This is a genomic window from Glutamicibacter endophyticus (genome assembly GCF_048457885.1).
GTDB lineage: Bacteria > Actinomycetota > Actinomycetes > Actinomycetales > Micrococcaceae > Glutamicibacter > Glutamicibacter endophyticus.
Map to the genome: position 1 here is coordinate 3,464,555 of NZ_CP174200.1, position 25,871 is coordinate 3,490,425.

At 61.4% G+C, this 25,871-nt stretch carries 19 protein-coding genes; 6 read left to right on the forward strand and 13 right to left on the reverse strand.

The genetic code is table 11. From position 1 onward, the window contains the following. Window positions 1–88: 88 nt before the first annotated feature. From ACJD00_RS16135 to ACJD00_RS16155, 5 genes are all read left to right on the forward strand, one after another. Window positions 89–745, forward strand: coding sequence for a DUF2848 family protein (locus tag ACJD00_RS16135; protein ID WP_418907906.1), 657 nt, complete (start codon window positions 89–91; stop codon window positions 743–745). Window position 746: 1 nt separating this feature from the next. After that, window positions 747–2,219 (forward strand): 4-hydroxyphenylacetate 3-hydroxylase family protein, encoded by a 1,473-nt coding sequence (locus ACJD00_RS16140; protein WP_418907907.1) that lies wholly within the window; start codon window positions 747–749, stop codon window positions 2,217–2,219. An 11-nt stretch (window positions 2,220–2,230) separates the two neighbouring features. Beyond that, window positions 2,231–2,584 carry a cupin domain-containing protein gene (locus ACJD00_RS16145; RefSeq protein WP_309410370.1) on the forward strand — a complete coding sequence of 118 codons (354 nt, stop codon included), beginning with the start codon at window positions 2,231–2,233 and terminating at the stop codon, window positions 2,582–2,584. A gap of 3 nt (window positions 2,585–2,587) precedes the next feature. After that, entirely contained in the window at window positions 2,588–3,112 is a 525-nt protein-coding gene (locus ACJD00_RS16150; protein ID WP_309410369.1) for a flavin reductase family protein, read from the forward strand. 101 nt (window positions 3,113–3,213) lie between these two features. Further along, on the forward strand, window positions 3,214–4,008 hold the full coding sequence (locus ACJD00_RS16155) for a carbon-nitrogen hydrolase family protein (RefSeq protein ID WP_418907908.1): 795 nt from the start codon (window positions 3,214–3,216) through the stop codon (window positions 4,006–4,008). A 21-nt stretch (window positions 4,009–4,029) separates the two neighbouring features. On the opposite strand, the gene tpx is transcribed toward ACJD00_RS16155, so the two are convergent. From tpx to ACJD00_RS16220, 13 genes are all read right to left on the reverse strand, one after another. After that, complete coding sequence (gene tpx, locus ACJD00_RS16160; RefSeq protein ID WP_418907909.1) at window positions 4,030–4,524, reverse strand: thiol peroxidase; 495 nt, start codon at window positions 4,522–4,524, stop codon at window positions 4,030–4,032. A gap of 121 nt (window positions 4,525–4,645) precedes the next feature. Further along, window positions 4,646–5,926 carry a M18 family aminopeptidase gene (locus ACJD00_RS16165; protein ID WP_418907910.1) on the reverse strand — a complete coding sequence of 427 codons (1,281 nt, stop codon included), beginning with the start codon at window positions 5,924–5,926 and terminating at the stop codon, window positions 4,646–4,648. Window positions 5,927–6,036: 110 nt separating this feature from the next. Continuing rightward, entirely contained in the window at window positions 6,037–6,543 is a 507-nt protein-coding gene (locus tag ACJD00_RS16170) for a nucleoside deaminase (protein WP_418907911.1), read from the reverse strand. Between the two features lie 10 nt (window positions 6,544–6,553). Beyond that, the gene (locus ACJD00_RS16175; RefSeq protein WP_418907912.1) at window positions 6,554–7,252 is read right to left on the reverse strand and encodes a response regulator; all 699 of its coding nucleotides are present in this window, start codon (window positions 7,250–7,252) and stop codon (window positions 6,554–6,556) included. A gap of 36 nt (window positions 7,253–7,288) precedes the next feature. Beyond that, window positions 7,289–8,647, reverse strand: coding sequence for a copper amine oxidase (locus ACJD00_RS16180; protein WP_418907913.1), 1,359 nt, complete (start codon window positions 8,645–8,647; stop codon window positions 7,289–7,291). Window positions 8,648–8,778: 131 nt separating this feature from the next. After that, window positions 8,779–16,572 (reverse strand): SdrD B-like domain-containing protein, encoded by a 7,794-nt coding sequence (locus ACJD00_RS16185; RefSeq protein ID WP_418907914.1) that lies wholly within the window; start codon window positions 16,570–16,572, stop codon window positions 8,779–8,781. 519 nt (window positions 16,573–17,091) lie between these two features. After that, window positions 17,092–18,387, reverse strand: a complete 1,296-nt coding sequence (locus ACJD00_RS16190; protein ID WP_418907915.1) for a sensor histidine kinase — start codon at window positions 18,385–18,387, stop codon at window positions 17,092–17,094. 10 nt (window positions 18,388–18,397) lie between these two features. Next, complete coding sequence (locus ACJD00_RS16195; RefSeq protein ID WP_418907916.1) at window positions 18,398–19,231, reverse strand: ABC transporter permease; 834 nt, start codon at window positions 19,229–19,231, stop codon at window positions 18,398–18,400. 6 nt (window positions 19,232–19,237) lie between these two features. Next, a complete protein-coding gene (locus tag ACJD00_RS16200) occupies window positions 19,238–20,164 on the reverse strand; it encodes an ABC transporter ATP-binding protein (RefSeq protein ID WP_418907917.1) in 927 nt (308 codons plus the stop codon). A 72-nt stretch (window positions 20,165–20,236) separates the two neighbouring features. Further along, window positions 20,237–21,652: a phytoene desaturase family protein gene (locus ACJD00_RS16205; RefSeq protein WP_418907918.1), complete on the reverse strand. Its 1,416-nt coding sequence runs from the start codon at window positions 21,650–21,652 to the stop codon at window positions 20,237–20,239. After that, window positions 21,653–23,113 (reverse strand): glycosyltransferase family 87 protein, encoded by a 1,461-nt coding sequence (locus tag ACJD00_RS16210; protein WP_418907919.1) that lies wholly within the window; start codon window positions 23,111–23,113, stop codon window positions 21,653–21,655. It lies immediately after the preceding gene. A 224-nt stretch (window positions 23,114–23,337) separates the two neighbouring features. Beyond that, window positions 23,338–23,991, reverse strand: a complete 654-nt coding sequence (locus tag ACJD00_RS16215; RefSeq protein ID WP_418907920.1) for a hypothetical protein — start codon at window positions 23,989–23,991, stop codon at window positions 23,338–23,340. Beyond that, window positions 23,946–24,203 (reverse strand): hypothetical protein, encoded by a 258-nt coding sequence (locus ACJD00_RS16220; RefSeq protein ID WP_418907921.1) that lies wholly within the window; start codon window positions 24,201–24,203, stop codon window positions 23,946–23,948. The genes ACJD00_RS16215 and ACJD00_RS16220 overlap by 46 nt, the downstream gene beginning before the upstream one ends. Before the next feature lie 490 nt (window positions 24,204–24,693). Between ACJD00_RS16220 and ACJD00_RS16225 the strand changes: the two genes are divergently transcribed. Further along, window positions 24,694–25,869, forward strand: a complete 1,176-nt coding sequence (locus ACJD00_RS16225) for a cytidylyltransferase domain-containing protein (protein ID WP_418907922.1) — start codon at window positions 24,694–24,696, stop codon at window positions 25,867–25,869. The last annotated feature ends 2 nt before the right edge of the window (window positions 25,870–25,871 follow it).

The following is a 25,871-nucleotide window of genomic DNA, read 5'->3' on the forward strand; positions in this document are numbered from 1 at the left end:
CTCTGTACATCCCCACGAAAGGCAGCGAAGAATGCACAGCGTAAGTACACCGACAGGGATAGGGAAGCCCAGCGCCGCCGATGATACGGTGACTTTCACCGTCAAAGGCACCGGCGAAACACTCACCCTTAAAAATTGTGCGGCGATCGTAGCCGGCTATACGGGACGGGATACCCACGCGGTTCAAGAACATATTGATGAACTTGCAGCCATTGGTATTGCCCCTCCGCCACACGTGCCAATGTTCTACCCAGTACCTTCGAGTTCTTTGAGCACCGCAAGCACGCTGACTGTTAGCGGCGAGCGCACCAGCGGTGAGGTCGAACCTCTATATATCCGCCACAACGGCCGGTACTTCCTGGGTTTGGCCTCGGATCATACCGACCGCGAGCTCGAAGCCGTCGACATTCCGCAATCTAAGGCAGCCTGCCCGAAGCCCGTTAGCACCGAAGTCATCGAGATCACGGACCTTAGCACCTTGTCTTTGGACGGGGCACGCGCCCGTAGCTGGGTGGACGGCGAACTCTACCAAGACGGCACGCTTGCCAATCTGCGCACGCCAGCCAACGTGATTGAGCTCCTGCTCGAGAATCAGGGCAAAAACCTCGAGGATTTCCTCTGCCTTGGTGGAACGCTGCCGGTGATTGGCGGCGCTTTCAAGTACGGCGCCGTGTGGAAGCTCGAACTGACCCTTGACGAAAACACTGTCCTGACCCATACCTATCGCATTACGGAAGGAAACTAACATGCGTACCGGAGCCGAATACTTAACCTCGCTTAACGACAACCGAACGATCCTGCTTGACGGTGAAGTAGTCCACGACGTCGTGAACCACCCGGCCTTCGCCAATGTGGCAAAGACCGTAGCCGAGCTCTATGACATCGCCGCCGACCCGGCCAACGGTATGCAGTACCACAGCGAAGAAATCGATGGCACCGCCAATTTGGTTTTCAGCGCACCACGTACCCCCGAACAGCTCAAGGCTCGTCGTGTAGCGGTGGAACGCTGGGCAAAGCACACCCACGGTTGGGTCGGCCGTAGCCCGGATCACGTAGGAACTTTCTTCGCGGCGTTCGGTTCCCACGCGGATGTTTTCGAACACCCCGAGCGCGACTTCGCTGGCAACATTCGCCGGTACTACGAGCGCATTCTGCGCGAGAATCTCTACGTCTCCTACGCCATTATTCCGCCGCAGTACTCCCGCGCCACCACGGCATCGGGCTGGGAAGGTGATTACATCCAAGTCGGCGTGGTCGGTGAAACCGCAGAAGGTCTCATCGTGCGCGGTTCGCAGATGCTCGCCACGGGAGCTGCCATCGCTGACGAAGTCTTCGTCACTTGCATTAAGCCGCTCGGAGCCGACGATCAGGACTTTGCCGTTTCCTTCGCTCTTCCGGTGGACACCAAGGGACTGAAACTCCTCTGCCGGCGTCCTTTCGCGCCGCAGGCATCTAGTGAGTTCGACTACCCGTTGACCAGCAACTACGACGAGCCGGACTCCTTGGTGATCTTCGACGATGTACTCGTTCCGTGGGACCGCGTCTTTATCGACCGTGATACTGAAAAGTTGCGCCGCCAGTTCTTCGATACGGGCGCGCATGCCTTAGGCAACTGGCAGGCGCAGACACGCCTAACCGTCAAGTTGCAGTTCATCGGTGCCGTGGCCCGCAAGATCACTCAGGTCAACGGGACCGAAAAGATTCCAGGCGTGCAGGAAAAGTTGGGCGAGCTGGCTGCGACGATCTCTTCGGTCGAATCCGCGCTGCTTGCTGCCGAATACACTGCCACAAGTGACGACGCCGGCATGCTGGTCCCCGGAAAACGTGCTCTGTACGGAACCATGGGCCTGCAGTCGGAGATCTATCCGAAGGTTATCGAAATCCTCCGCGACCTTGTCGGGGGCGGTGTCCTGCAACTTCCTTCGGGAGTCAATGATTTGCACAGCGATGTGACGCGCGACGACGTACGACGCTACATCGCTTCACCCAACGTATCTAGCGAGGAACGCATCAAGCTTTTCCGCTTGGCATGGGACATCATCGGCACTGAATTCGCAGGCCGTCACCAACAGTACGAGATGTTCTACGCTGGCGCTCCCTTCGTCGTCAAAGGTGCGTACACCTTCCGCAACTACGGATATGAGAAGCACGTAGCGGAGCTCGACGAATTCCTTGCCAGCTACAGCCACGAACCAGCCACCTCGGCCAGCAACGCTTAAGGAGATCCATCATGGCAAAACCAGAATACGAATTCGGCCCGGTCTCCCGTGTTGAATTTACGGATTGCAACCCACATATCGAAGGGCTTTCCGAAGCCATCTTGGCTCGCGACGACTCAAGTGATGCGGTGACCCGCATCCTGAAGTTCGAGCCCGGCACCGATACTTCTCCTAACGGTCCACTACGCCACGATTTCTGGGAAGAGGTCTACATCTTCGAGGGTTCATTCGTGGATCAGCGCCTAGGGCAGACTTTCAAGGCAGGCGACTGGGCGACCCGTCCGCCAGGAATGGAACACGGACCGTGGGTCTCCGAGAATGGAGCGAAGATGTTCGAGGTGCGCTACTACTCGAAGGAGGATTAGGCCATGGCACTGAATACCGACTTTGCGGTACCCGCGCCACTGGACATGCGTCAGGCCATGGGACGATTCCTCACTGGCGTCGCGGTGGTTACCACCGAACACGAGGGTGAGGGATCGGGCATGACTATCAACTCACTGACTTCTATCAGTCTGGAACCGCCGATCCTAATGATCTCGCTGAACTTCGATACTCGGACCGGGGATGCCATCCGTGCTGGCGGTCGCTTCGCGGTCTCGATTCTCGGCGCCAAACAGGAGGCCGTTGCCCGACAGTTCGCTACCCGTGGCGGAGCACGCTTTGAAGTTGGGAACTTCGACGCCACGCCCGGCGGACTACCAGTGATCGGTGAAGCACTTAGCCAGCTCGAGTGTGAAGTTGTCAATCAGTACGATATCGGCGATCATCAGGTCTTTTTCGGTCAGGTCACCGCTAGCCGCGACCGTGATGGTAGCGGGCTAGCCTTTAACGCCGGCAAATTCGGAACCTTCGAAGACTTCCACCACGAGAAGGCTCCCTGGCTTTTCTAGCCACCACCGGCCTCATGCGGGGCGCGTCGGGAGACTTCCTGGCGCGCCCCATACGCACATCAGAAATTAGTGAAGATACCGCATCCATTAAAGGAGTGTCCATGAAAATCGCTTTGGCACAGATCCTCAGCAGCCCCGATCCGGCTGACAATCTGGACCTCATTCGCGATCACGTGTCGACTGCCGCTGCACAGGGAGCAGAGCTTGTAGTGTTCCCCGAGGCAACCATGTGCGCATTCGGCAATGACCTAACTGCTGTCGCTGAGCACCTTGACGGGCCATGGGCAAACACGGTGCGGCGAATCGCCGAGGAACACCAAGTCACCGTCGTGGTCGGCATGTTCACCCCGGGTGAGCAGAATCGCGTACGCAACACCTTGCTAATTACCGGTGGCGGCATCGAAGCTCATTACGACAAGATTCATCTCTACGATGCCTTCGGGTACCGCGAATCCGAATCCGTCACCGCCGGTAGCCTACCGGTGCAATTCACGCTCAACGGGATCACTTTCGGCGTCGCTACTTGCTACGACGTGCGCTTCCCTGAGTTATTCTTCCGACATGCGCAGGCCGAAGCACTGGTCAATATCGTTTGTGCGTCGTGGGCCTCGGGTCCGGGCAAGGCCGAGCAGTGGCAACTTGCAACGCGCGCCCGGGCGATGGATAGCACAACGTTTGTGGCGGCCGTAGATCAAGCCGACCCTTACTCGGTCGAGCAGGATGTTCCACCCGGAGTGCCTCTGGGTGTGGGGCACAGTGCACTGATCTCTCCACTCGGGGAAGTCATCGAAGACCTAGGCGTAAAGCCAGGGATGAGGATAGTGACGATCGATCCGGAGCAGGTGGATGCAGCTCGGACCGGACTGCCGGTTCTAGCCAACGCGCGGCTTCGGTAGGCGGTCCGGCCGGGGAAGTGATTAGAGGCTGGCCAGCGCGGCGGAGTAGTCCGGTTCCACGTGGAGATCCTCGTTAATCTGAGTATGCAGCACAATCCCCTGCTCATCGAGCACCACAATGGCCCGAGCAAATAGCCCGGCCAAGGGTCCGTTGGCCTGCGTGACCCCAAAGTCGTCGCCGAAGCTCGAGCGGAATGCCGAGGCAACGACGACATTCTCAAGTCCCTCGGCCCCGCAGAAACGCCCCAGGGCAAAGGGAAGGTCCATGGACACGCAAAGCACGGTGGTGTCAGCTAGGTCTGCCGCCAGCTCGTTGAAGCGGCGCACCGAGGCGGCGCACACACCGGTGTCGACGGACGGAAAGATGTTCAGCACTACGCGCCGGCCCGACAGCGAAGCCTTGGTGACCTCCTCCAGCTCGGCGGTGGTCAATTCGAAATCGGGAGCCGGCAGGCCGACCTTGGGTAGTTCGCCAACGGTCTGCGCGATGGTCCCGCGTACTTTAAAGCTCGTCATCCCCCTACTATGTATCGCCCACGATCCACCCATAGAGCTCTGTGCTGATATATTACGAGCTTCAGTTGCCCAACCCCCGGGTCCCAACACGAGATTGGGCCCCGGGGGGTCGCGCGGTTACTTAGTTCGCGAAGAAGACCTCGGCCACTCGGGCCAGGTACCAGGGGTCATCGACTCCGCACATCTCGCGGGCCGAGTGCATGGACAGTAGCGGCACCCCGACATCCACGGTGCGGATTCCGAGACGGGTCGCGGTCAACGGGCCGATGGTCGAGCCGCAGGGCACCTGGTTATTCGACACGAATTCCTGATAGGGAACCTCGGCCTGTTCGCACCAGCCGGCGAAGGCGGCGGCACCCACGGCGTCGGTCGCGTAGCGCTGATTGCCGTTGATCTTCAGCAGCGGACCGGCGTTGAGCATCGGACGGTTAGCCGGATCGTGGCGTTCCGGATAGTTCGGGTGCACCGCATGTCCAGCATCGGCCGAGAGGCACAGCGAATTGGCCATGGCGCGTGCGCTGTCTTCCACTCCGGCCCCTAGCGACGCCTGGATCCGTCCGAGCACCTCTTCAAGGAAGGGTCCGCAGGCGCCGGAGCGCGATTCCGAGCCAAGCTCTTCATGATCGAAGGCGGCAAGCATCGCAATTCGCCCGCCCTGCGGGTCGCGCGCGTAGTTGAGCAGGGCAATCAGCCCGGCGTGCACACTGCTGAGATTATCTAGGCGAGAACCGGCATAGAATTCCTTGCCGACACCGAAAACCTCGCCACGCTGGGCCGGCGCGGTCAGCACGTCATAGCCCGCCACCTGGTCGGCGGCGACCCCGGCGGCCGCAGCCAATTCACCGAGAATGTCGGCATCGGCCAGGTCTCCGGCCCCGAAGATCGGGTTCGTGTGGGTCTGTCGATCCAGTTTCAGGCCGTCATTTACCGCCCGATCTAGGTGGATAGCCAGCTGTGGGATGCGCAGCAGCGGCTCGGTGCAGGTCAGGTGGGTGCTGCCATCGCGCAAAACCAAGCGTCCGGCGAGCACCAGTTCACGATCTAACCAAGAGTTCAAAAGTGGCCCGCCATAGACTTCCACCCCGGCCTGCCACCAGCCGTGGGCACCGGTGGTCGGCTTAGGCTTGAGCTTGAACCCCGGCGAATCGGTGTGGGCACCGAGGATATGGAATCCCGCGCTGGCAGTTGCTCCCTCGGGTTGCACCCAGGCGATGATGGCACCATCACGCACCACGTAGTACCCGCCGGGGGCCAGTTGCCAGGCCTGCGCCTCGTCCAATGCGGTGAAGCCTGCGGCTTGGAGACGGCGCGCGGCGCTGTCCGCGGCGTGGTAGCTGGAAGGGGATGCGGCGACATAGTCGGCCAGGTCAGAGATGTGTGCCAGGGCTGCGGCAAATGCCATGAAGGTGGGTCACTTCCTCGTGTAATCGGGTCTACGGTAGTGGACGTTGACTGTGTTCCAGCTTACTGGGCGGCCGGCGCCAACCCGAGTCGTGCCGGCGATCCCGGCGTTTAGGGCTCGTCGATGCCGTGAAGTTGGGCGTGCAACGCCCGCACCTTGGGCAGCAGTTCGGGGACCGGACCGGAAACGGACAACCCCGTGGTGACCTGATCAATGCTCAACGGGCGGACAGGGCCAGCGGCAAGGCCCCATTCCGCGTGCCATTGCTGCAGTTCATGGGTTCCGGCCACGTAGACGATGGGACCAAGGCCCACCCAGGCGTGGGCGGCGGCGCACATGGGGCAGTGCTCCCCCGAGGTGTACACGGTGCAAGCCGCGCGTTGCTCGGCGTCGAGGTTCTCCCCCGCCCAGCGGGCGATCTCCAATTCCGGGTGGCGGGTGTGGTTACCGTCCTTGACCCGATTACGATCCTCGAACAGCACCAGGCCCGACGGATCGACGAGCACCGACCCGAAGGGCTCATCGCCGTCCTCGAGCGCCTCGGCGGCCAACTCGATGGTGCGCAGCAAGTAACTGCACTGGGTGTCGTCAAAGTCGTTCAACGGCCGCATGCTCATACTTCCCAGCCTAGTAATCCAGGCCCTGGGAGGGAATGACCAGCCCGGTTTCATAGGCGTACACCACTGCCTGCACCCGGTCGCGCAAATGCAACTTGGTCAGGATCCGCCGTACGTGGGTTTTAACGGTGGCCTCGGAGAGGAAGAAACGGTGCGCGATCTCGGCATTGGAGAGCCCCTCAGCCAACGCGCGCAGCACCTCGAGCTCGCGCGGGGTGAGGTCATCGAGCAACGGGTCGCGTTCCGTGGGCTCGGGTTTGGCGCTCTGCTGTTCGGCGCCGTTGCGCACGTAGGTTTCCAGCAGACGTGCGGTCACCCGGGGTGCCACCACCGCGTCGCCGGAAGCCACCAAACGCACCGCCGAAACGAGCTCTTCCGGGGCGACGTCCTTGAGCAGGAAGGCGCTGGCTCCGGCCTGAAGCCCGGCAAAGGCGTACTCGTCGAGATCGAAGGTGGTCAGAATGATGATCTTGGTATCCGGATGGCTCCCGGCGATCCGCTCTGTGGCCTCGATACCGTCCATTTTCGGCATGCGCACATCCATCAGCACCACATCCGGGCGCAGGGCATCGGTTTGGGTCAACGCCTCCAACCCGTCCGCGGCCTCCCCGACGATGAGCATATCGGGCTCGCCCTCGAGGATGAGTCGAAACCCCATGCGCAACAGCGGCTGGTCGTCGACCAGTAGGACCTTCGTTGGTTCGGCCATCAGTTTCCCCCGGTCTTAAGTGCGATAGCTACCAGTTTATCTTTCTGGTGGCATTTGTCCGTCCCAGTTCTCGGGTTTTCCGTTCAAGTTTTCTCGACCCTCCGGCGGATCGATACGAGTTGCGGTCAGATCCCGCGGGACCATCGTGAACCCCTGCCAGTGCACCTCCATGGGCGACTGTTCTTCATCGCGCGGCACGTGGTGGTACCCGACCGCGACCCAAGACACCACGTCATCCAGGGGCTGTCCCTTTTGCTTCTTGACATAGTCCACCACGCCGCGGCCGCAGCGTCCACGGTTGTAGGTGGCGTAGATCTGGCAGTCGTCGGCATTGGTGAATGCGACGTCGTAACCGGTCTCGCCCTCGTGGTGCTTCTGATCGTCCACGAAGGTGAAGCTGTCGGTTTTGCCCATGTCGATCTGGTAGGAAATCGGGTGCCCGTCCGCGTTGAGCGTCTCGGGGGCCATCACCTTCCACCAGCGGCGATCGCTCCAGCGCGCGGTGGCCGGGGTGTCGATTCTCGTGTAGTTTCCCTCGACGATGGGAGAGTATTTGCCCTCGGTGCCGGTGTCCTTGGCATCGAATTGCTCGACGACTTGCCCGGTTTGTCCGCCCAGCGCCCAGTCGATCTTCCACACGGCGTTATGCGAGTGGCTCGAGGCGTGATCGCTATCTTCGGGGCCGACCGCCGAACCGTGCTTCTCATCGGAGTAATCCACCGGCGAAAGGTCTCCGGTGGCGCCCAGCGAGGGGCGGATGCTGCCATCGGCCCCGAAGGTGACCTGGTTGATGTATTCGTACCAGCCGACCTTGGAGACCGTGGACAGTTGCCAGTCGTCCTTGCGTTTGGCCAACAGCTCCCCGACCTCCGCCGAGCGGTAGGACAGTCCGGCGTCGACCATATCGCTGCAGAGCACCGGGCGGGTGGGTGTGCTGCCGTATTTGCTGCCGTCGCCGATGTTCGGAATCGGGGCTTCAAGAATCTGCCCGGTGCACTCCAGATCGGTCAGCGAATGCATATTGGGCCCGCCGAAGCCGGCCGTGGTGATATCCGAGGTGTTGCGCCCGCCGTCGTCGTAGGGCACCTCGAGCTGAGCCAGTGACATCTGGCTGATCACCGGGATGGGGTCCTTCCCCGGCGGGGCGAAGGAAATATCGGAGAGCACCATGCCGAGCTTGGGATCCACCGACCAGCACATGTTCCAGGTGCCGCCGCTGGTCATTTCCCGGCTCAACCCCTGCGCCTTCTCGTCCGAGCAGGAAACGCTGGCCGAGCTGGCCGAACCTGCCGCGGGTGGCTGCTCCGGATTGGTCTCGCCACTGGCGCTACACGAGGCCAGTAGGGCCGTGCAGCCGATCAGCGCGGTCAGTCGCAGCAGCGCGGTGCTTCGCATGGATTGAGCTCTCCTAGGTCGTAACGTGCGAAATGGGGAACCCCTCATGACAAGGGGCTCCCCATTCCGTGATCCTACTAGCCGGTTGGTCTCACTCGCCGGTTTGACCCGACGTGTGAGAACCTATCCCGCTAGTTCTTGTGCGAACGGCGGGTGCGCAGTGCCAAGAAGGTACCTGCACCGAGCAGCAGCAGGGCCAGCAGCGAGTACCCAATGACCTGGGCGCCGGTGTCGGCTAGCCCATTGCCATTGTTGTTCCCGTTGTTGTTGCCATTGTTGTTGCCGTTGTTATTGCCGTTGTTGTTCCCGTTTCCGTTGTTGTTGTTATCGTCGCCGATAACCTTGAACGGAGCCGAGTCCTTCTTCTTGCCATCCTTGTCGTTGACGACGACCTCGTAGTCACCCTCTGGGGTGTTCTCCGGGACGGTCACCTCAACTTCGAAGGTGCAGTTGTTGTCGACGACGACCTTCAGGATGTCGCCTGCGGATGCCTTAGCACCGCTGTCCACGACGTCGATCTTGGTCTTGCCGTCTGCCGAGACGATGGTCAGGGTCAGCACCTCACCCTTGGTGAAGCCCTTACCGATGACCTTGAAGGTATCACCGGCCTTGACCTCATTCGGGACCACAATCACGGACTGGTCGATGGAGCAAGTGTTGACCGGCTTGTCGGTGACGTTGATGTTCTCGCTGTCGCCGTTACCGTCCTTGTCCTCGGCCCGGACCTCGTACTCGCCCTCCGGGGTGTCTTCCGGCACGGTGACCTTCACGTCGAACTCACCGTTCTCGTCGGTCTTCACATCCACGGTCTCAATGACGTTGCCGTCCTTGTCGCGGATCTCGACCTTGACATCGGTGTTCGGCGGGAAGCCCTCGCCGTGAACGTCGATCTCGTCGCCAGGGTTGACGTCCTTCGGGTTCACGGTGATCTCCGGATCGTACTGGCCGTCGCCCAGGCCGGTGAGGCCAGCGTCAACGGTCAGGTCCTCGGCAGCCTCGGCGGTGAGGGTCAGCACCGCGGTGCGGCCCTCGGCGTCGGCGTTGGAGTCCACGGCACGATCGTCGCCCACGTTAGCCGGCGAGAAGGAGGCGCCTTCCGGTGCGGAGAACTGGATGACGTAGTCGCCATGGGCCAGTTCGCTGAACCAGTAGTTACCGTTCTCATCGGTGGTGGTGGTAACCGCGTCACCCTCGTCATCGAGTACCGGCTGACCGGAAGAGGTCAACAGGCTGACGGTGACGTCGGCGACGCCGGCTTCACCCTCGTCCTGCAGGCCGTTCTCGTTGGCGTCGTTCCAGACCAGGTCACCGAACTTACCGTTGTTGTCGCCACCGGTGTTGCCATCGGTCACGTTCAGCGGTGCGGTTGCTTCGCCACCTTCAAGGTCAACGGCCTTGACGGTGTGCTCACCCGGGGTCGTGCCTTCCGGCACGGTCAGCGGGGTAGTGAAGCCGCCGTTTTCGTCGGTCTCAACCTCAACCGGGTCACCCACATTGTTGCCATCGGCATCCTGCAGCTGAACGGTTACGGTCGAGTCCGGAGCGAACCCGGCACCGGTTACGGTGGTGTCCTCGCCGGCCGGCACCTCGGACGGATCCACGGTGATGATCGGCTCGGTGATCTCGATACCGGTGATACCAGCGTCGACGTTCGATGCGGCCGGAGCCTCATCGGTCAGTGCCAGCACCTCGGTGCGGCCGTTCTCGTCGGCGTCGGAGTCCACGGTGTCGTCGTCGCCCACGTTGGCCGGGGAGAACCCTGCACCCTCGGGAGCCACGAACTCGACGATGTACTCGCCGGCGGCCAGATCGGCGACGGTGTAGTTACCGTTGGCGTTGGTGGTGGTGCTGATGGCGTTGCCATCGGCGTCCTCAACCGGGGTGCCCTCGGCGTCCAGCAGGTTGACGGTGACGTCGGCCAGGCCAACCTCGCCCTCATCCTGAATACCGTCTTCGTTCAGGTCGATCCACGAGCGACCATCAACCGAACCGTCGTTGCCACCGGTGTTACCTTCGGTGACGGTCAGCGGAGTCGAATCGGTGTTGCCCTCTTCGTCCGTCGCCACAACGTCGTACTCGCCCGGGGTGGTGCCTTCCGGAACGGTGATCGGGGTGGTGAAGTGGCCGTTCTCGTCGGTCTCGACGTTCACCGGACCGGCGATGACGTTGCCGTCTTCGTCGACGATGGTGACCTCAACCGGCGAGTTCGGGGCGTACCCGTCACCGGTGACCTGAGTGTCTTCACCAGCCGGAACCTCGGACGGATCCACGGTCACGGTCGGGGAAGTGAACACCACATCGGTGATACCGGCATCGACGTGCTCAGCGGCCGGAGCCTCTGCGGTCAGTGCCAGTGCATCGGTGCGACCATTATCCGGATTCACATCCGAATCGATGGTGTCATCGTCGCCCACGTTGGCCGGGGAGAACCCGGTACCGTCCGGCTTGATGACCTCGACGATGTAATCGCCGGCTGCCAGCTCCGAGATGGAGTAGACACCGTTGGAGTCGGTCGCGGTGCTGACGGCGTTGCCATCGGCATCGTTGACCGGGTTACCCTCGGCATCCAGCAGGTTCACGGTGATGCCGCCCAGGGCGGACTCGCCTTCATCCTGCAGACCATTCTTGTTGGCGTCGACCCAGGTGCGACCCGAGATCGAACCGTCGTTGCCACCGGTGTTGCCATCGGTAACGGTCAGCGGTGCGGTGTCGGTGTTGCCCTCACCATCGGTGGCCTTGACCTCGAAGTCACCTGGAGTGGTGCCCTCGGGGACGGTCAGCGGGGTGGTGAAGTGGCCGTTCTCGTCGGTCTCGACGTTCACCGGATCGCCTACCGGGTTGCCCTCGGAGTCGACCAGCTGAACCTCAACCGGCGAGTTCGGAGCGAACCCGTCACCGGTTACCTGAGTGTCCTCGCCAGCCGGAACCTCGGACGGATCCACGGTCACGGTCGGCTCGGTGATCTCAACACCGTTGATACCAGCGTCAACGGTCAGATCCTCAGGAGCCTCGGCGGTCAGGGTGACTACCGCGGTGCGGCCGTCTTCCTGAGCGTTCGAGTCAACTGCACGATCGTCGCCTGCCTCTGCCGGCGAGAAGGTTGCACCTTCCGGAGCCACGAACCCGACGACGTAGTCGCCGTGTGCCAGGCCATCGAAGAGGTAGTTACCGTTCTCATCGGTGGTGGTGCTGATGGCGTTGCCATCTGCATCGTTGACCGGGTTGCCATCGGCATCCAGCAGGTTGACGGTGATACCGGCCAGGCCGGCCTCGCCCTCATCCTGAATACCGTCGGCGTTCATGTCGTTCCAGACACGGTCACCCAGGACACCGTTGTTGTCGCCACCGTTACCGGCGATGACGTTCAGCGGGGTCTCTGCGGACTTACCGGTGTTCGAATCGGTGCCCTTGACGGAGTAGCCGTCGGCAACCGGAGCATCGGCCGGTACCGTCAGCGGGGTGTCAATGGCGCCGTTGTCATCGGCGGTGGTAGCAACCGGGTCACCCACGTTGTTGCCTTCTGGGTCAACCAGCTGCACCTGAACGTCACCGTTCGGGGTGTAGCCCACACCGGTCACCTGGGTGGTCTCACCCTGCGGTACATCGACCGGATCGATCGCAATAGTCGGATCCATAACCTGGATGCCCAGCAGACCAGCGTCAACGGTGTCGTTGGCCGGAGCTTCGGCGGTCAGGGTCACGACTGCGGTGCGGCCGTTGTCAACGTTGGCGTCCGAGTCCACAGCGTCGTCATCGCCCTGGTCTGCCGGTGCGAAGGAAGCACCCTGCGGCAGGCCAGTGAATTCAACGATGTAGTCACCGTGTGCCAGGTTGGCGAAGGCATACATACCATCCGCATCGGTGGTGGTGCTGATGGCGTTGCCATCGGCATCGTTCACCGGGGTACCTTCGGCGTTCAGCAGGTTCACGGTGACGCCTTCGACGCCAGGCTCGCCTGCATCCTGGATACCGTTGCCATCAACGTCGGCCCAGACGAAGTCGCCCAGCTCGCCGTTGTTGCCAGCGGTACCATCGGTGACGGTCAGCGGAGCATCGTCGGTGCCACCGTCTTCATCGGTTGCCACTACCTTGTAGTCGCCCGGGGTAGAACCTTCCGGAACGGTGACTGGGGTAGTGAAGTGACCGTTTTCGTCGGTGTTCACGGTGATCGGATCGCCAACCGGGTTACCCTCTGGGTCAACCAGCTGGACCTGAACCGGCGAGTTCGGCTTGAAGCCATCACCGGTAGCGGTGGTGTCCTCGCCCGGTGCAACCGAGGACGGATCCACGGTCACGGTCGGCTCGGAAACCACAACACCGGTCAGACCGGCATCCACTGCGTCGGTGGTCGGAGCCTCGGTGGTCAGTGCGACCACGTCGGTACGGCCATTGTCGGCAGCGTCGGAATCGACAGCATCGTCATCGCCCTGGTTGACCGGAGCGAAGCCGGTTGCGTTCTCAGGGAGAACGAACTCAACGGTGTATTCGCCGACCGGCAGGTTAGCGAAGGTGTAGTTACCGTTGGCATCGGTGGTGGTGCTGGTGGCGTTGCCATCTGCATCGTTGACCGGGTTGCCTGCGGCATCCAACAGGTTGACGGTGACGCCTTCAACGCCGGCTTCACCCTCGTCCTGAATACCGTTCTCGTTGACGTCGTTCCAGACACGGTCACCGATCTGGCCCGGGTTTTCACCGGTGCCACCCTCGGTAACGGTCAGCGGTGCGGTTGCCTCGCCACCCTGAGTGTCAGTGCCCTTGATGGTGTAGTCACCCGGAGCGGTAGTGTCCGCAACAGGCAACTCAGTTGCCGGGAAAGCACCGTTCTCATCCGACGGAGCAGTGATCGGATCACCAACAGGGTTGCCATCGGCATCCTGCAGCTGAACGGTCACAGTGTCGTTCGGAGCGAAATCAGTACCGGAAACATTCGTCGGATCGCCAGCCGGAACCGTAGTCGGGTCAGCAGTGATCGACGGCTCGTTGCCACCAGTCGGCTCAGTCACGGTCAGCGGGGTCGTAGCCTCGCCACCCTGAGTGTCAGTGCCCTTGATGGTGTAGTCACCCGGAGCGGTAGTGTCCGCAACAGGCAACTCAGTTGCCGGGAAAGCACCGTTCTCATCCGACGGAGCAGTGATCGGATCACCAACAGGGTTGCCATCGGCATCCTGCAGCTGAACGGTCACAGTGTCGTTCGGAGCGAAATCAGTACCGGAAACATTCGTCGGATCGCCAGCCGGAACCGTAGTCGGGTCAGCAGTGATCGACGGCTCGTTGCCACCAGTCGGCTCAGTCACGGTCAGCGGGGTCGTAGCCTCGCCACCCTGAGTGTCAGTGCCCTTGATGGTGTAGTCACCCGGAGCGGTAGTGTCCGCAACAGGCAACTCAGTTGCCGGGAAAGCACCGTTCTCATCCGACGGAGCAGTGATCGGATCACCAACAGGGTTGCCATCGGCATCCTGCAGCTGAACGGTCACAGTGTCGTTCGGAGCGAAATCAGTACCGGAAACATTCGTCGGATCGCCAGCCGGAACCGTAGTCGGGTCAGCAGTGATCGACGGCTCGTTGCCACCAGTCGGCTCAGTCACGGTCAGCGGGGTCGTAGCCTCGCCACCCTGAGTGTCAGTGCCCTTGATGGTGTAGTCACCCGGAGTCGTTCCCTCAGGAACGGTCAGCGGGCTTGGACCAAAGGCACCATTTTCGTCAGTCGGAGCAGTGATCGGGTCACCAACAGGGTTGCCATCGGCATCCTGCAGCTGAACGGTCACGGTGTCGTTCGGAGCGAAATCAGTACCGGAAACATCGGTCGGCTGACCCGGCTCAACAGAGGTCGGATCGGCAGTAATGACCGGAGTGCCCGCTTCAACCACGGTCAACGGGGCCTCGGCCGAGTTGGTGGTGGTGTCGTCGGTGCCGCGGACGGTGTAGTCGCCTGGCTGTGCATCAGCCGGGGTCGGAACCGGAACAGTGAAGGTTCCGTCTGGGCCCGCGGTGGTGGTGATCGGATCGCCAACCGGGTTACCGGCGGGATCGATGAGCTGTACAGTTACCGGTCCATCCGGGGTGTACCCGGTACCGGTTGCGTTGGTTGGGTCACCGGCCGGAACGGTCGGTGGGTCCAAGCCAATGTTCAGCTCCTGTACATCCGGCTCAGTCACGTTAAGTGGCTGAGTTACCGGGGTACCGGTGGTTACATCGGTGGCGCGCACATCGTAGGTTCCCGGAGGAACATCTGCGGCAACCGGGAGTTCGGTCGACGGGAAGTCGCCGTTCTCGTCGGCGGTCACAGTAACCGGATCGCCAACAGGCTGGCCATCGGCGTCTACAAGCTGCAGCTCGACGTCACCGCTCGGGGTGAAGCCGGTACCGGTGACGTTGGTCGGGGTACCTGCAGGCACCTCGGTTGGGTCAACGGTGATCGACGGATCAATCGCAGCGGCACATGCACCGGTGCGAACACCAGCGCTACCGAGGTTCAAACGACCTGCATCTGCCGACTGAAGAACACCCAGCGACAGTGCCGAAACCTCAAGGGCCTCGGTCGTCTCGGTGCCATCAGGCAGGGTGCAAGTGGTCTCAACCTGACGGTTCAGCTGCAGCGACACGAATTCCGTGGCCAACGTGAAGACCGGCTCCAGAACCTGACGGACCGGGAGGGTGATCATGTTGGTCTTGATGTCGGTGATCAGCAGATCGTAGATCGCGTGTCCACCATCGCCCACCAAGAAGTCGCGAATCGGAATGATCGCGGTATTAACCGCTGGGATCACTGCCGAGTTCATCGCGGTGGTCAAGGTGGTGCAGAGCACCGATCCGCCCAAGCCGGAAGGCGTGCAAGAAACCGGATTGACGGTCTCGCCACCCAGGTTCACGGTCCACGAAGCTTCGGCACCGCCAGCAGGGCTGGTCAAGGACGCATCAACAGTCAAGGTGATGCTGGAAATAGCACCCTCAATAGCGTTGGTGGCGACCTTGATGACCTCTTCGATCAGATCGTGGATGGTCTCCGCGATGATCGGGTAGATCTCGTTGCTGATCAGCTCGGTGTTCGGGTTCTGGTTGTTGATGCCATCCGGCAGGTCAACACCCTCCGGGCGTTCACCCGAGTAGGCCTTGTCCAGATCCACGTACAACGTGCCGGTGCTCAGGTCGATGCTGAGCACTTCGTTCTTCGAGGTGATCGGCTGAGCCAACAGCTCGTTGAACACCTCATCCTGAATGTTGGAATCAACGGTCACATTGAAGTCGGCGCCGACCGGCAACGCGCTGAGCACGTCGAGTAGGTCGGTAAGCTGCGACATCCCGTTGATGTAGTCTTCCAAGGTGGTATCCACCTGGCCAATGGCGTCATATAGCTGTGAAGCCATCTGCTCGACCAGTGGAGACTGGAGTTCCAGGTTGGCTTCAGCCACCCGGTACTGACCCTTGCCACCGAATCCATCTGGATCTTCGAAGACGCCGTCCACTGCCTTAACCCAAGCACCACCGGCACCGGCGGTCAGTTCCGCCTTGCTCAGTACTTGGCCGGTCAATGCATCGGCGCCAACGGCTTCAAACAGCGCAAGCAGGTTGATCCTGGCCACGCCAAAATCACCCTGCTCACCGTCGAGGGTGATCGCCCCGTCGGCTCCGGCCACACCGGAGATTGCTTCACCGTTCTTACCGTCGGTTGCGGTCGAACGTGACAACAGAGTGCCAAGCTCGCCGAAGTTCAGAAACTGGTCGACCGGAATCGGGAACTGTCCGAGATCGACCAGTTCGCTGCCGAGCAACGATACGTCGAGCCCGCCTTCATCGGTTTCCGGACCACTCGGGAACAAGGCCCGAGTCTGTCCGCCGCCGGCCATTTCGTTACTGAATAGCGAGAGATCGATGATGCTCGCCGCAGATTCAGTTTGTTCTGCTGGTTGCGTGTTTACATCTGCCATGGCGGGTAAGCCGTAGGCCGAAACAGCTAGGGATGAAGCCACCCCTAGTGCCAAAGGCCTTCGCCACCACGCCGCGTTTCCTGCAGGTGCAAATTTCGTGCGCGCAGTGCGTCGCATGAAATGCCCTCCTTGTATATGGCGCTACTGTGTACAACCCCCAAGGTTCCCCACTGCACATTCAACAAGGTCGGCTAGGTCCAAATCAATAGCTTTCTGAGACTAACCTCAGAATTTCCGTAAAATTCAACACTTGCCCCACTATGTAGGCACTGTTCTAAAAACACACAAGTCAAACGGATAAACCATTGGAACTTGCTATAGTTGACGCTTCACGGTCCGAGCGATGCCACTGCGCGCATAATCAAATACCCACGAATAATGCCCAGTGAGCTAGGTAACACCGCGGTTTTTTGGATCACGATCTCAGTTCGGCATAAATTTTTCCCATCATGCCTTGGCGTGAATACTTTCTCAGTGAGTGGGAACTTCACTCTGAAAGTAAATTTTCAAGACAAGATGTTAAGTGGTGGGGTTAGTTTTAGGCTCAAGTAACGATGAGTCACATTTGGGAATCCGCAGCGAAGCGGAGACAATCCAACCGCCTTCGGGCCGCGGACCAGCCTCCACCGTTCCATCGAATAACGCAGCGCGTTCGCGCATACCGCTCAACCCCTGACCGGAACCCACCGAATGAGAGAGCGTCCCATCGCCATCATCAATAATTTCGAGAACAAGCCACTTAGACTCTCGCTTGAGCCGCACCTGTACGTAGCTAGCTCCATGGGCATAGCGCAAAGCGTTGGTCAACGATTCCTGGACGATGCGGTACACGGTGAGTTCGAAGGTGGTGTCCTTGGGCAATGGCTCCCCGGTGTAGCTATAGGTCAGAGGCAATCCGGCGACCCGGAAACCATCCAGCATCTGCTCCAAGTTGCCAGAGCTCGGCTGCGGCGAGAGCTCGGCCCCGTCGGCCTGACGCAGCACACCCAGAAGTCTGCGCATATCGGCGAGCGCCGCACGTCCGGTTCCTGACAGTTCGGCCAAGACGGTTTCTGCCCTGGCCGCGTCTTTCTTCGCCACCACACGGGCGCCATCGGAAAGTGCGATCATCACCGATAGTGAATGGGCGACAACGTCATGCATCTCCCGCGCAATCCGGTGGCGCTCTTGCACCTGAGCGAGGCGTGAGACTTGGGAGGCCCAGTGATTGATTTCGGCGTCATGGATGCGAGCGTTGCGGATGTTGGTTCCGACGGCCGCTGCGGCCACATAGCTACCGAGCATGAACCCGCCGCTGATCGAGAGCATTAGTGCGGCTCCCCCGTAGTCATCGATGCTCTCACCCTCGTCGAGGACCTCGCTGACATCGGGATATCCGGTCATGATGAACAACAAGATATGGAACGCGCCGATAAACAAGGCGATCGGGATGGTGCGACGGCCAGAGTACTTCGTGCCGACCGTATAGAGCGCGATCATCATGCCGATCCCGCTATATCCGCCACCGCCGGCGTCCAAGACGATGGAACTGGATTCAATGAGAAATACGGTCAGCAATACCAGCATTGGGTAACGCAGGCGAAAGAGTAACGCTAGGGCCGTGGCCAGGATCCCCGCGAGCATCAGGATCTGGTCTAGTTCCGGATCGATGGCCCGGCCGACGAGGCCGAGCAGCGACAGCATCAAATACACCAGAACGGTGGCCACGACGACGAAACGCGGGTGGGTGCGCATGAATCTGCGCACCCGCCCCATGCGCCGTCTGGTCAGTTCGTCGAAGGAGACCAGCGGGTCGGCGCCCTGATGTGAACTCATGGAGTTAAGCCTAGATGTCGCGAGCCCGCAAGGCCCACGCGGCGAACACGAGCGGAATCACCGCCCACCCTGCCACGGCGCACATCAATTGCCAGGTTTCCAGTGACGACATCGAGGTCGTCGGGGAGATCAAGGCCGAAACCACCTGATCCGGCAGGTATTGCACAATGTTTTTCACCCAGTCCACGGCCATGATCAGGACCTGAACCAGAATGGACAGTACAAAGAACAACCCCAGTAGCACCGTGATACCACCGGCCGAGCTGCGCAACAGGAACCCTAGTGCTAGGCCGATCAGCGCCACCATCATCGTGGTCAGTGCTCCGTACCAAAGCACACGCTGGAAGGCTGCGGAGGATAGCTCCAGCCCCAACTCGTAGTGTCCGGCGATTGGCAGACAAACCAGATAGGCCAGTAGGGTGCCCGCCACCGAGATGACCCCGGTTAGCACGGCGATGAGCAATGCCTTGGCCGACAGAACTCGAATTCGCTGCGGGCTGGCCAGGAAGGTGCTCACCGCGGATCCGGTGGTGAATTCTCCGCTGGCCAAGAGCACCGCCATGGAACCCAGGATCAGCTGTGAAAAGGTAATCCCCGAGCCAAAGACCTCGGCGGTCACTTCGGGATCGGTGAAGTTCGGCATGCCCGCTTCGGCCGGAATATTCGTCATGAATGCTCCGACCGACCAGATGCCTAAGGCAGCCAGTGCCACCTGCGCTAGCACGGCGACGACGATCAAGATCTGGGTGGAGCGCAGTGCAAAGAATCGAATGGACTCGGCACGGAACACACTGCCAAGGGTGACTCGGCCCGCGCGCGATGGGGTGACGGTTGACGTGCTCATAAGCTCCTACTTTCCTGCCGTCATCGGCGCCGCCGTGGTGGATTCGTATTCCACGGCCGTTCGGGTCAATTCGAGATAGGCGTCCTCTAGCGTGCGGCTAAGCGGCCGCAATTCGCTGAGTGCAATGCCTGCCTCCAGGGCACGCTGACCGATCTGCTGCGAGGTGGGTCCCACCACGCGCAGGGTCAAAGCGTCCTCCCGCACGAGTTCCACTCCACTGGCTGCCAGAGCGCGCATTAGCGCTTCGAGATCGCCGGCACGCACCAGGGTCTGCTCGCGACCATCTGCGAGAAACTCCGCAATGGGCGCATCGGCCATGATCCGACCGCGCCCGATGACAATCAGGTGGTCGGCGGTCTGCGACATTTCGCTCATCAAGTGCGAGGAGATAAACACCGTCTTCCCCTCGGCGGCCTGCTGCCTCGCCAACTGACGAACCCACGCCACACCCTCGGGATCGAGCCCGTTGACCGGTTCGTCGAGGATAAGAACCTGTGGGTCACCGAGCAGCGCGGTGGCGATACCTAGTCGCTGACCCATGCCCAGAGAAAAACCGCCGACCTTCTTATGTTGCACCGACCGCAGGCCGGTGAGCTCGAGTACCGCGTCGACGCGACTGGCTGGCAATTGTGCGGCCGCCGCCATGGAACGCAAGTGGGCTCGGGCCGTCAACGATTTGTGGACGCTTCGCGCCTCCAGCAGGGCGCCGACCTCCGTCAGCGGATGGCTCGACGAAGTAAAGGGGGCGCCGTTGACCTGTACGGAGCCGCTCGAGGGCGTCGCGAGGCCAAGGATCATGCGCATCGTAGTAGATTTACCGGCGCCATTCGGCCCGAGAAAACCGGTCACTTGCCCCGGCTGCACGGTGAACGAGACGCGGTCGACAACGGTTTTCGAACCGTAGCGTTTGCTAAGTTCCTGTGCCTGAATCATGCCTCAAGTCTAGGAACGGCGCGGTTGGATCGAACCGTCCCCAGTGCTGATTTATCGGCTCCTCCCAAAGGCTTACACGCTAAGTGCGTACTCCGTTCGGAGCATATCTGCGGCCCCGAGATAACCACCCATGCCATGAACGGATGGACCCGGGGCGGCCGAGGAAGACACCAAATACAGTCCACGTCCGATCCGCCACGGCGAGGAACTCAACCGAGGTCGAAGCAATGCGCCACGCAGATCCATACTTCCTCCGGTGATATCACCACCGACCAGCGCGGCGTTCTGTTGTTCCAGTCCGGCCGCCGGGATCACATGACGCTCGAGCACGGTGTCTCCAAACCCGGGGGCCGCCGCCTCGATCTGCGCGGTCACCGCCGCCGCCATGTCGGTGCTCGACCCACGCGGCACGTGGCAATAGGCCCAGAGCACCTGAGTGTCATCGCCGGTGCGCGAACTGTCGAACAGTGAGGGTTGGGAGACGATCACGTAGGGGCGCTGTACCGTGCGGGTACGGCTTTGGCGCTCCACGCGAATCACGCGCCGCGCATCACCGCCCAGATGGACGGTCCCGGCCCGATGAAGTTGCTTCTCACGCCATGGGACTGGTTCACGCAACAGGTAATGCACGATGCAACTGCCCGGTGGGCGGCGCGTTTTAGCCAAGCGGCGGCGTAGCGGCGGCCGAATCCTTTCACCGGCTATACGCGCGGCGTCCTCGGCTCCCACCGCGAACAGCACCACTTCTTCGTCCAGTTGCCGCAGGTCGGTCACCGGTTGGGAGCGCTGAAATTGTGCACCGTGGGCGGCGGCTTCTTCGGCGAGCGCATCGCTGATCGCCTGGGAACCTCCAATGGGAATCGGCCAGCCACCAGCATGGGCGGAGGCCGCCAGGAAAAGCCCAGAACCCAACGCCGCAGGTCCGTGCCCTCCCCCAGCAAGATGCGCCGCACAACCCGCGAGGAGCGCTGCGGCCCGAGGGAATCGTTCGGAGTACAGATCGCGTAGCACCATGGCGCCGGGAACGGCCGCGGCAAAGCGGGCCAAGGCCGCAGCTTCACGTCCGGCCCGCGGTAGCGGGTTAAGCAACACGGTCGCCAGTTCATCGATGTGTTCGGAAAGCGGCGCGAGTAGGTGCCGATAGGCGCGGCCTTCGGCACCGCCAAGTTCTTCGGCGGTACGGTCCAGATCGCGCCAAGCATGAGCGCTACGGCGATCGAGCACGTGAGCGAAGGACAGCTCCGGCGTCTCGAAACGTACCCGACGATGAACCCCTAGATCGGCGAATGCCGGTGAAAGTAGCGCCATCGGGTGCACGGCACTGCCCAGATCAAAGCTGGCACCACTGGTGCCGATCCGTTGCGTGCGGGCCGCGCCGCCGAGCTCCGCGTTGGCCTCGTACACCGTCACCGGGACCCCGGCTCGTGCAATCACGGCGGCAGCCGCCAAGCCGTTCGGGCCGGCCCCGACCACGGCTACCTCACCCATTTAACCGGCCTGTTCCTTATGTGGGGCCTTCCCGCGAAGCGATGAGAGCGTGAACTTATCGTCGGCACCGGCGAATCCGCCGGCCTGCGGATCATCCTGACCAACGATTCGCACCGGATCCTGCAACGGGTCGAGCACGGTGCGTACTACCCGGTACATCAAAAAGCCCAGCATGATCATGTGCGCGAAGACCAGCAATACATAGCCCAGCTCGGGGAACGTCTTGTGGATGTCCTTGTCATCTCCGAAAGAGCCGAGGTAGGCCCAGAGGCCATAGAAGTGTGCCACTTCCACCAGCATCCACGCGGTGAATTCCTTCCACCGCGGCAGCGCCAAGGCAAAGAGCGGAATGAGCCAGACGATGAACTGAGGCGAGTAGACCTTATTCACCATCACGAAGGAGGCAATAATCAAGAACGCCAACGAGGCCAGCCGTGGGCGCTCCGACGCGGCCAAGGCCAGCACGGCCACACCCACGCAGCAGAGGAAGAACAACCCAATGCCCAACCGGGAAATTGTCTCTGGCGCAAGGAAGGGAACCAACTCGTACTTCGCCCCAATGTTCCAGACATGCCAGAAGCTGGAAAGCCCAGCCCCACGTTCGGAGGAGAAGCTGAAGAAATATGCAAAGGACGAAGGAAAAGCGAGCGCATAGGGCAGGTTCACCAGCGCCCAGGTGCCGGCAGCAAACCCGGCGGTTTTAAAGAACACCGACCACCGTCCGGTACGCAACGCAAGCACCAGAATGGCCCCCAGAATGAAGAAGGGATAGATCTTCATGGCCGTCCCCAAGCCGATGAGCACACCGGCCCCGATGCTATGTCCGCGCGCGAAGGCCAACATCCCGCCGGCCAGCAGCGCTACGGCCCACATGTCCCAGTTGATACTGCCGGTCAAGATAATCCCCGGGGCAATGGCCACAAAGGCGGCATCCCAGGGACGCCGTCCACACATCTTCATGGTGCACAACACCGTGATGAGCCAGAGCACGCTGACCAGCAGCAGGTTCATATCGAAAAAGATCAGCGAACGACCGGTTTCCACCTGCGGCACGAGAGCCGAGACCACGGAGGCCACAGCGCTCATGAGGACCGGATACTCAAAGTCGGCTCCGGCCGCGAATGGTGCGAAGGGGTTATCGGCAAAGCCACGTGCCCCAAAGAGCGGGACCCAGTCGGTGTAGCAGAAATAGTCGTAGGGGTTCGAACCGCCCCAACCGTTCACCCGGCAGGGATTCTTCGCCAGCAACATGAGCAGCGAGCCAATCACCGTCATGATGATCAGCACCCGCTCCACGGTGAACAGTCCGGGATTAACTTGTCCCGGCGCACTATGCCGACCTAACGGTCCGCCAATCACCTCGGTGAACTTCGCCAGAAAGCGGTCGGACCGTGAGGGCACGGTGATGCGCACCGGGCCACGGCGTCGCGCGGACTGTTTGGACTGGGTGGACTCCTGCATGGTTTCCAGCCTAAATGCTTGAGGCGTACCGCGTGCGGCGACGCCCGGATTATGTCTGCACCTGTCGCCCCTAGGCCACGGAATTGGTTTCATCTACGAATTTCACGTCGCAGCACCCTGATGGAAGCTACCGATTACCTAGATGCTCGGGCCAAGCTACTGCGTACCGCAGGCACCGGGCACAAAGCCGTACCTTGTACGCACGACAGCAGTAGAAAGCTGTACTAGAGCTGCTGCGTGACAGTGGACACCGCGCCACTGGCCTCATCGACGAACACGTACAAGTAAGCCGTGTCGTGATGCAGGTCCGTGATGTCGAGCTGGCCCACGAAGACCGTCGGATACTGCTCAACGACCGGCCACGTCGGCGCTTGCAGCCATCTCGGGGGCGTGCTCACGTACCGGTAGCGCTGCTTGATCAACGCCTGCAATTGGGTCCGACGCGACCGCTCCGGGACAGCGCTCACTGCCTCGAGTAGCGTGGCTGCGCTCAACGCGTCGATGTCGACCCACGTCGGCTGCGCCGACATCAAGAGTTCGTAGTCGGCGGCTGCTTCCCGTCCGAGCTCCGTCGAATGCACATAGACGCCCTGGTCGCAGAGATACTGCTCCAGCACGCCAACGGCATCCACCCGCCCGGCGGGTGTTCCCAGGTCTATTAGCAGGAGGTACTGCAGCAGATCGCGATGGGCGACGTAGGCGGGTGCATTGGGCCAATCGCGCAGTGTGTCGAGGCTCTGGCCGTACAGTTCTTCCAAGAATGCCTCGTCGCCCATGGCTCCCGAGAGGAAATCCTGGATGATCCGTACAGCGTTCTTTTCCGGCCCCATGGCTACGATCCTAGGCTCCTTGCGATCGGAGCGGCAAACATCAGACACCGTGTCGAGTCATCCATGTCAGCGACCAGGACCGCCGGCACTTCCTTGGCAGCGGTAAACGCCATGATCAATTCGGCAACATCGATGAGAAGGCGCATGCTGACTACGGCCGCAGCTATGCAGATGAACCGCATGGACTGATCGAGCAACTCTCCGCCGACGCGGTGCTCCTCACGGCGCCCGACCAATTGGGCGTCGACTACAACGCCCATCTGTTCGACTCGATCCTCACGCACGTCGCACTAGGGCTCGGCTGGCGCGAGGGGCAGGGCGGGCCGAGTGCCTACGCAGGAAAGCGCGCCCTCGAGTTCCTGACCCAAAGGCGCTGGTAGCTTCGCACCGGCCGTAGTCCTAGGCCGGTGCAGTGCCTCGTCGTTCCTGTTGACCAGCGGACGGAGCTCGTTTCTTAGGCGTTCTCCTCGATATCCGCCCACCCACCTTCGACAGTGCGGTCCTCCATTTTTCAACGAGACCCGTTCCACGGTTTTGGTGAAGTACCTGAACATACGGAGTCTAGTTGTCCGCCCAAAGATATGACCAGAGAAACTTCTGTACCGCGCACCTCCTTTGGTCTTGGCAAGGTCCAGCTTTTCCGTCCTGACAGCGGCATTCAGCAAACTAGCAGGGGATGACACCGCCTCTTCACCCGGCGTTTACCCGAGTGCACCCCTGCGGTTAACTCCAACGAATACCTTCAATTTTGTGAGCAATACCGAACAGCCAAAAGTCTTGGCGATCATTCCCGCCCGGGGAGGGTCCAAGGGCATCCGGCTCAAGAACCTGCGACAGATCGGCGGCCAATCGCTGCTGGGACGGGCCATCACCTCGGCCCGGGCCGCGTCGCGCATCGACGAGGTCGTGGTCAGCACCGACCACCCGCAGATCAAAGCCGAGGCCCTGTCCTACGGGGCCACGGTGGTAGATCGTCCAGCGGATATCGCCGGTGACACCGCCAGCAGTGAATCGGTGCTGGAGCATGTGTTGGAACAGGTCGACCCAGCCCCCGAGGTAACGGTCTTCATCCAGTGCACCAGCCCGATGATCTCCCCGGAGGACCTCGATGCCGCCGTGGAGACGGTGGAGCAGTCACGTGCCGAGGTGTGCTTTGCCGCGGTAGCAGACCACGGGTTCCACTGGGCCCTAGATGAGCAGCAGCAGGCAGTAGCCGTCGGGCACGAGATGTCCCACCGGCCACGCCGCCAGGACCGCGAACCACGCTTCCGCGAAACCGGCGCCTTCTACGTGATGAACACCGCCGGGTTCCGGGCGGCACAACACCGATTCTTCGGACGGGTCGCGATCCACGAGGTACCGAGCGAGCACGGAATCGACATCGACACCGAAACGGACCTGAGCTTCGCTTCGCTGCTCGTGCCGCAGAGCACGGCGCCGATCGACGTGGACGCCGTGGTGACCGATTTCGACGGGGTGCATACCCCGGATACCGCCTACGTCGACGAACACGGGACCGAAACCGTGCGCGTCTCGCGTTCCGATGGCATGGGCGTTGCCCGGTTGCGGGCCGCCGGGGTGAAGTTCCTGATCCTCTCCAAGGAAATGAACCCGGTGGTCGCCGCGCGTGCCGCAAAACTCAACGTCCAGGTGGCCCACGGCATCGATGACAAGGCCAGTTTTCTGGCCAATTGGATGCGCGACGAGGGCGTGAACCCGGCACGGGTGGCCTATGTCGGTAACGACATCAACGACCTCGCCCCCATGGCGCTGGTGGGTTGGCCAATTACCGTGTCCGACGCCCAAGTCGAGGTCCACCGCGCCGCACGGCACCGGCTATCCCGTTCCGGCGGGCATGGCGCGGTTCGTGAATTAGCCGAACTGGTGCTGGCCGCGCGGCACGCACCGGTACCGGCCGCCGTCTAGAT